This is a genomic window from Mycobacterium sp. (assembly GCF_032162105.1).
Lineage (GTDB): Bacteria > Actinomycetota > Actinomycetes > Mycobacteriales > Mycobacteriaceae > Mycobacterium.
The window spans coordinates 1-7,191 of the sequence record NZ_JAVRPS010000310.1 but is presented as its reverse complement, the minus strand read 5'-3'; the positions used below and the strand labels follow the sequence as shown (position 1 = coordinate 7,191).

General features: G+C 66.7%; 8 protein-coding genes and 1 pseudogene. 7 read left to right on the top strand and 2 right to left on the bottom strand.

What is annotated here, in order from left to right:
* The first annotated feature begins 18 nt into the window (after positions 1-18).
* The 5 genes from QOC69_RS16020 (at position 19) to QOC69_RS16000 (ending at position 2,250) form a co-directional block, all read left to right on the top strand.
* On the top strand, positions 19-696 hold the full coding sequence (locus QOC69_RS16020) for a type II secretion system F family protein (protein ID WP_526441220.1): 678 nt from the start codon (positions 19-21) through the stop codon (positions 694-696).
* Positions 693-1,274: a type II secretion system F family protein gene (locus QOC69_RS16015; RefSeq protein WP_526441216.1), complete on the top strand. Its 582-nt coding sequence runs from the start codon at positions 693-695 to the stop codon at positions 1,272-1,274. The genes QOC69_RS16020 and QOC69_RS16015 overlap by 4 nt, the downstream gene beginning before the upstream one ends.
* A gap of 70 nt (positions 1,275-1,344) precedes the next feature.
* Positions 1,345-1,545, top strand: coding sequence for a DUF4244 domain-containing protein (locus QOC69_RS16010; protein WP_526441214.1), 201 nt, complete (start codon positions 1,345-1,347; stop codon positions 1,543-1,545).
* A gap of 32 nt (positions 1,546-1,577) precedes the next feature.
* Positions 1,578-1,910, top strand: a complete 333-nt coding sequence (locus tag QOC69_RS16005; RefSeq protein WP_526441218.1) for a TadE family type IV pilus minor pilin — start codon at positions 1,578-1,580, stop codon at positions 1,908-1,910.
* A gap of 19 nt (positions 1,911-1,929) precedes the next feature.
* Positions 1,930-2,250 carry an Rv3654c family TadE-like protein gene (locus tag QOC69_RS16000; protein ID WP_526441212.1) on the top strand — a complete coding sequence of 107 codons (321 nt, stop codon included), beginning with the start codon at positions 1,930-1,932 and terminating at the stop codon, positions 2,248-2,250.
* Positions 2,251-2,341: 91 nt separating this feature from the next.
* Here QOC69_RS16000 and moaA read toward each other — a convergent pair.
* A pseudogene (gene moaA / locus QOC69_RS15995) lies at positions 2,342-3,334 on the bottom strand (GTP 3',8-cyclase MoaA); the annotation flags it as partial.
* 112 nt (positions 3,335-3,446) lie between these two features.
* Positions 3,447-5,618 (bottom strand): molybdopterin-containing oxidoreductase family protein, encoded by a 2,172-nt coding sequence (locus QOC69_RS15990; protein WP_526441210.1) that lies wholly within the window; start codon positions 5,616-5,618, stop codon positions 3,447-3,449.
* A gap of 368 nt (positions 5,619-5,986) precedes the next feature.
* Between QOC69_RS15990 and QOC69_RS15985 the strand changes: the two genes are divergently transcribed.
* Together QOC69_RS15985 and QOC69_RS15980 are read left to right on the top strand one after the other, a co-directional pair.
* Positions 5,987-6,334: a cupin domain-containing protein gene (locus tag QOC69_RS15985; protein ID WP_526441208.1), complete on the top strand. Its 348-nt coding sequence runs from the start codon at positions 5,987-5,989 to the stop codon at positions 6,332-6,334.
* Between the two features lie 65 nt (positions 6,335-6,399).
* A partial coding sequence (locus QOC69_RS15980) for a molybdopterin-binding domain-containing protein (RefSeq protein WP_526441206.1) occupies positions 6,400-7,191 on the top strand: 792 nt, incomplete at its 3' end.

The window sequence follows — 7,191 nt, the reverse complement described above, 5'->3', positions numbered from 1 at the left end:
AGACCGGCGCGACGCTCCGTGCGGGTACTCGCGGGAAGTGCGTGCGTCGTCGCGCTGGTGCTCGTCGTGCCGATCACCGTGGTCCTGGCGTTCGCGATCCTGGCGCTGACGCTGGCCGCGCGACGGCGCAGGGCCGTCCTGAGCGCCCAGCGTGCCGAGGAATCCGCCGCCCTGCAGGGAGCGCTCTCCGTCCTGGTCGGTGAACTGCGCGTCGGCGCCCACCCCATCGCGGCCTTCGAGACCGCCGCATCCGAAGTGGACGGTCCGGTCGCCGCCAAATTGAGTGCGGTGGCGGCCCGGGCGCGGCTTGGTGCCGACGTCGGGACGGGCCTGAGAGCCGTTGCCGCGCAATCGATGTTGCCAGCCCAGTGGGAGCGCTTGGCGGTGTGCTGGCAGCTGGCCCAGACGCACGGCCTGGCCATCGCGACGCTGATGCGCACGGCGCACCGCGACATCGTCGAACGGGATCGTTACGCGTCCCGGGTGACCGCGGGCATGGCCGGTGCCCGCGCGACGGCGGTGATCCTGGCCGGACTGCCGCTACTGGGTGTCGGCCTTGGCGAACTGATCGGTGCCGCCCCGGTGCGCTTTCTCCTGTCCGGCGGTCCCGGCGGCTGGCTGCTCGTCATCGGCGTTGCCCTGGCGTGCTGCGGGCTGGCGTGGTCGGACCGCATCACAAACCGGGTGCTGACATGAGCTGGTCCGCGGTGCTGCTGGCCGTGGCACTGCTGATCGGCGGTAACTCCGCGCGGGCCGGGCGGCGGCTCGACCGGGCGACCGCCGCGGCCCACCCCCGTCCACCGGCAGCCGACCGGTCCCGCGATCCCCTTGCCGTCGCATCCAGCCTCGACGTGTTCGCGGCCTGCCTGACCTCGGGCATGGCGGTGGCCACTGCCGCCGCCGCGACTCGACCGTCCGCCCCGCACCAGTTGGCCGGCGTGCTCGCGCGGGCGGCGGATCTGCTGACGCTGGGCGCCGCGCCCGCGACCGCATGGTCGGATCCCGGCCAGTCGGGGGATCAGCGGATGACGGCGCTACTGCGGCTTGCGCGACGGTCGGCGTCGTCGGGCACTGCGTTGGCGCAGGGCGTGGCCGACCTCGCCGACCAGTCCCGGCTCGACGCCGGTGACGCGGCGCAGGCCGCCGCCGAGCGTGCGTCGGTCCTGATCGCGGGCCCACTCGGCTTGTGCTATCTGCCGGCCTTCCTGTGTCTTGGCATCGTGCCGGTGGTTGTGGGCCTGGCCGGTGACGTTTTGCGGTCAGGCGTGTGGTGAGCGGGCCCACCGAGTTGTCGCTTCGCGGGTGTGCCGCGGGTAGGAGGACCAATGAGGAGGAAACACGAAGATGAACAACGTCTTTCGTCAGTTGAAGGTGCGGTTGACCATGCTTGCGGTCGACGAGTCCGGGATGTCGACGGTGGAGTACGCCATCGGCACCATTGCTGCGGCGGCGTTCGGCGCCATCCTCTACACGGTGGTCACCGGCGACTCGATCGTGAGCGCGCTGACCAACATCATCACCCGGGCGCTGAACACCAACGTCTGAGGGCGGCGGGCAGGAGCGCGGCGACTCGGGGGATTGGCAATGATGCGGGCAGTGTCACGGTCGAGGCTGCGTTCGCGATCGCGTCGCTGGTCGTCGTGCTGGTGTTGTGTGTGGCGGGACTTACCGCGGTGTCGATGCAGGTGCGTTGTGTCGATGCGGCGCGGGAGGCGGCGCGGCTGGCCGCCCGCGGAGATGACCGCACCGCCGTGGAGGCCGCCCGCGGGATCGCCCCGGACAGGGCAGTTGTGCAATTGCGGCGCGATGGCGAGTTCGTCATCGCCAGAGTCAGCACCCGCTCACCGCTGCTACCCGGTCTCACCGTTGCGGCGGAGGGGGTGTCGGCGGTCGAGCCGGCGGGGCGATGATCGTGGATCGGCCAGCATCGTGGCCGCGGTGATGATGGCGATGCTGCTGTCGATCACGATTGCCGACGCCTACCTCGGGTCGGTCGTGGTGGCGCGCCACCGCGCCCAGGCGGCTGCCGACCTCGCCGCACTGGCCGCGGCGGCGCGGCTGACGGCGGGGGCCGACGCGGCGTGCGCCCAGGCGTCGGCGGTGTCGCGAGCGATGGGAGCCGCCGCCGCACACTGCGCCGTGGACGACCTCGATGTCGTGGTCACCGTGGATGTGGCTGTGGCATTCGACGGGTGGGGCGCGGGACCGGCGCGCGCCGCGGCACGGGCCGGACCCGTGGACGCCGGCTAGTTTCCAGCGTGGTCAGTCGGCCGGTGTCGCTGCGGTAACTCTGCGGTGGGCCATGCCACTCCGGGGGTTTGATGTACCTAGGGTGACGGTGTCAGCCACCGATGTAGGACATCTCGATCCGGGGGCGGGTGGGGTCGTGGGTGCCGCGCAGTTCGGAGTAGCGGTCGCTACGGGATGCCCAATGCCGGGCGACAACCTCGGACAGATCGGCATCGGTGGCGCCGAGGCGAATTGGTCCGCGGAGATCTAGTCCCGTGGCCGCGAACAGGCAAGTGTAGAACTTTCCGTCCGCCGACAGCCGGGCCCGCGTGCAGTCACCGCAAAACGGCACCGACATCGACCTGATGATGCCGAACTCGCCCGAGCCGTCGCAGTACCGGTACCGCGTGGCGACTTCGCCGGCGTAGGCCGGGTCGACCGGTTCGACTCCGAAACGTGCGTCGAGCGCGGCCAGGATTTCCGCTGCGGGCACCACGTCTCGAGGCTGCCAGCCGTTCGTGGTGCCGACGTCCATGAACTCGATGAACCGCACTATGTGTCCGGTACCCCGAAAGTGATCCGCGACATCGAGTGCCGAGCTGAGCCCGGCGTCACCGGTGGTCCCTCGCTGCACGACGGTGTTGATCTTGACCGGGCCCAGTCCGGCGTCGACCGCCGCGTCGATGCCGGCAAGTACGTCCGCCACGCTGTAGCGGGCGTCGGTGACCGAGCGAAACGTCGCGTGCTCGAGTGAGTCGAGGCTGACCGTTACCCGCTTCAGCCCCGCCGCAGCGAGCGCGGAGGCCATCCGCGGCAACAGGGACCCGTTTGTGGTCAGCGCGAGGTCCACGTCGAGCGCGGCGAGCCGGGAGACGATGTCGACGATTGCCGGCCGGACGAGTGGCTCGCCGCCGGTCAGCCGAATTTTTCGCACACCCAGCCGCGTGAACGTGTGGGCCAGGCGCTCGATCTCCTCCGCGTCGAGCAGTTCGGAACGCGACATGAAGGTGCGGTTGGGTCCGAACTTGTCGCGGGGCATGCAGTAGGTGCAGCGGAAGTTGCATCGATCGGTGACCGAGATGCGCAGGTCGCGCAGGTCGCGTCCCCGAAGGTCGGTGACGGCCTAGGTGCGCGGGACCTGCGAGGCGAGTGACATGCATGTGTCCTAGTGCGTTGGTAGCAGGGAGGCCGTGCGGGTTTGCCGGGGATTACAGCGACTACGCGAGCACTGTCGTCTTGGTGACTTCGACCAGGTTGTCGGAGTAGACCCCCGCATTTCCGAGTTGATTGTGTTTGTCGAGGGTGATTGCGTTGACGGTGCTGCCGGAACTCTTGTACTGCCAGTGGCCCACGTTGGCCATGACCAGGCCGGGCATCAGCGCTTCGTCGAGGTGTGCGGGACCAGTAAACTCGCCGCGGTCGTTGAACACCCGCACCACATCGCCCGATGTTATGCCGCGAGCGGTGGCATCGTCAGGATGCAGGAACACCCGCTGCTCTCCCTGGCTGCGCTGCTTGTCCGCGGCGTTGCCGTACTGACTGTTGAGGAATGCGTGCGGTTTGGGGGTAACGATGCTGAGCGGAAAGCGCGCGGCCAATTCCGGGTTGGAGTCCGGTGATTCGAACGGCGGCACGTAGTCCGGGAGCGGGTCGACGTAGCCGCCGGGTTGCATCGCCTCGTACATCGAACGCCACACCGGCACCACGAAGTTACCGCCCTCGGCGAGACTGGATTTGAACTCGCATTTTCCCGACGGGGTTGGGAAGTTGCCTTCCGCGTGCGGGGCCCTGGTGTCCGGCGCTCCCACGTTTAGCCGCATGTAGCCGAGTTCTTTGAGCATGTCCCACGTGATGCCTTCCAACGCTGGCGCGTCCCAGTCGTGGAAGTCGATCAGCATCTCCTCGTCGGTGCGGTCCCAGTAGTCGTCGTCGAATCCCATCGTCTTGGCCAGGCGGCGGAACAGTTCGACGTTGGGCACACACTCACCCGGTACCGGGATGGCCGGTTGATTCAGTGATATGTAGAAGTGGCCCCACGTGACCATGATGTCGAGTTGTTCGGCCTGCATCGTCGCCGGGAGCACAAGGTCGGCGAACTTCGCCGTATCGGTGACGAAGTGGTCGCTGACCACCGTGAACAGGTCCTCGCGCATGAGTCCGTGCATCGTCTTGGTTTGCGCCGGCCCCTGCGACACCGGGTTGGAGTTGTAGACGAACAGCGATTTGATTGGCGGATCCAGTTCCATTTCACCGGTCAATGCGGCGCCGAGATCGAGTTCGTTCACCACCCGGGTGCCTTCGGGAATCCATTCGGGTTTGCAGATCCGGTCGAACAGGGTCGGAAACTCCCAGATCGGCATCTCCATGGTGCCGCCGCCGACATGCCGCCATGCCCCCACCAACGCCGGAAGGCACGTGATGGCGCGAATGGCCTGCCCACCACCCCTGCTACGTTCGATCGCCACACCCTGGCGGATCGCTGCCGGCGCGGTGGTGGCGTACTCACGGGCCAGTGTGCGAATGTCCTCGGCCGGGATACCGGTGATCGCCTCGACCCGCTCCGGCGGGTATTGCCTTGCGCGCTCGGCTAATTCGTCGAAACCGACCGTGTACTTCTCGACGTAGTCGACATCGGTCAGGCCCTGGGCGATGATTTCGTGGATCAGCCCCATCGCCAGCGCCCCGTCGGTGCCGGGCCGGATGGGAATGTGCCAGTCAGCCTGACGCGCGGTTCGGGTTCGCACTGGGTCGATGACGACGATCTTGGCGCCGTTCTCCTTGCGCGCCTGCAGCAGAAACGGCCAGCCGTGCAGATTCGTGCTGGTCATGTTCATGCCCCACACGATGATGTACTTCGAGTACGCCATCGACTCGACGTCGAGTCCGCCGGTGCCGCCGACCGTCATGTGCCACGCGGTCGAGGACCCGGACTCGCAGTAAGTCTTTTCCGCCACGGTCGACCCGAGCCTGTTGAAGAACGCATCGCCGGAGGTGAGGCCGTTGAGTACACCCTGATGTCCGAGGTAGGCGTGCGGCATGATCGCCTGGCTGCCGTAGCCGTCGATGATCTCTGTCCATCGGTACTTGATTTCGGCTAGCGCATCGTCCCAGCTCACCGACTCGAAAGAACCCTCGCCCTTGGGGCCGACGCGTCGCATCGGGGACATCAAGCGGTCCGACTGATAATGGTGCTCGGGAAAGTTCTTCAACTTCACACAGAGTCCGCCGCGGGTCATCGGGTGCTCCGGATCGCCCTTGACGTCGACGAGTTTGCCCCTATCGACGGAGTAGAGCATCGCGCACGTGTCGGGGCAGTCGTGCGGGCACGCCCCCCGAACGATCGTTAACTCCCTGCGGGCGGCCGTGCCGGATTCTGGCGCTAGCGTCATCGGAATAATCCTCGGTCAGTAAGGGGCTGAATTCGGTCAGAAATTCAACCGAAGCGATAACCCAAACTAAGCCGAACTTGTTACCGATATATATCAAAGAGTAAAGGCTGCGTAACTCAATTCATTGCGTCTCCAGACTAATGTCCAGGGCACCTGAAAATGCAGGTGGTGGTTGAAAACGTTGCGTACCGTGTGCGTTAGAACCAGATAACACCGCAGCTCAACCTGGGTGTCGCGTTAGGCCTACATAGAATACCTGCAATTAGAGGTGTTGTGCCCGCATTACGCAACTAGTCTCGATACTGCTTAAACAAAAATGTGTCACAAGTTCGTGACAGTTACCACGAATCGAAGGGGAAAGAGACGAGATGACGACGCAGACCACCGAGTACGTACGCTCCGTGATCACGGCGGAGGACTGGGAGCCGTTCATCGTGGCCGGCGAGGCGATCGGGGAGGTCCACTGGATCCGCACCGAGGGGTCGGAGGGCGCGACCCTCGCCGTCGGCTTGTGGCGTTCGGAACCGCAGAGCTTTCCCTATCCGTTCAACGCGGACGAGACCATTCATGCGCTGGACGGCGAACTCGTCATCGACCTCGAAAGTGGTGAGCAGGTCACCCTGCGTCCCGGTGACGTCGCCTCGTTCACGAAAGGCACCAAGTCCACGTGGACGGTCACCGAGCCGTTCAAGAAACTCTTCGTGATCAGCGGCTGATCGTTGGGTCAGGGCGCGCGGGCGTCGGTCCCGCAGATCAGGTCCGGTCATCGGAGGAGTCCCCGGTGACCGGCGCCTTGCCCGATGCCACCCGCACCGGACGCGACGCCGAAGTGGTCGCCCCGCAATGGGACGGCACGGGCCTGACGTGCCACGTCGACGGCACCGGGAACGATATGGGGGGCGATCCTGTGGCGGAGGCGTTTCGGGCGTGGATGCGGGTGTGCGCGTATTCAGGCCGGGCGGCGCCGGTGGAGTCCGAGGTCGTCGGCCTTGCCCGCGCGGTTCGTCGGATCACCGCCGAACCGATCTTGGCACTGTGGTCATCGCCGTCATATCGCGCAGCGGCGATGGACGGTATCGCGGTGCGAGCGCTCGATACCGCGGGTGCGTCCGAACAGCACCGGCAGAGAGTCGGGGGCGAACGGTTTTTGCGCGTCGACACCGGTGATCCGGTACCCGACCAGCTCGATGCCGTGGTCATGCGCGAGGACGTGGAGTTCGACGCGGACGGCGACGCCCTTGTCCGTACCGCGGTCGTGGCTGGGCGCCACGTTCGGCAGGTCGGTGAGGACATCAGGGTCGGCCAGGTCGTCGTGGATTCCGGGCACCGGATCCGGCCGATCGACACGGCCGCGCTGGCCGCCGCGGGCCACGCCACCGTCCTGGTGCGCCGCCGGCCGGTCGTCGCGATCCTTCCGACGGGCGACGAAATCCGGCCCCTCGGTACGGTTCCGACGCGTGGACAGGTGCTCGACACGAACTCGTTGATGCTCGCCGCCATGGTCGACGACGCCGGTGGCCACGCACTGTGTCTGCCCATCGCGCCCGATCAGCCCGACAGCATCGCCGCCTCG

Coding starts and splice junctions, on each gene's coding strand:
- QOC69_RS16015 (WP_526441216.1), top strand. CDS start 693: ATGAGCTGGTCCGCGGTGCTGCTGGCCGTGGCACTGCTGATCGGCGGT.
- QOC69_RS16010 (WP_526441214.1), top strand. CDS start 1,345: ATGAACAACGTCTTTCGTCAGTTGAAGGTGCGGTTGACCATGCTTGCG.
- QOC69_RS15990 (WP_526441210.1), bottom strand. CDS start 5,618: ATGACGCTAGCGCCAGAATCCGGCACGGCCGCCCGCAGGGAGTTAACG.
- QOC69_RS15985 (WP_526441208.1), top strand. CDS start 5,987: ATGACGACGCAGACCACCGAGTACGTACGCTCCGTGATCACGGCGGAG.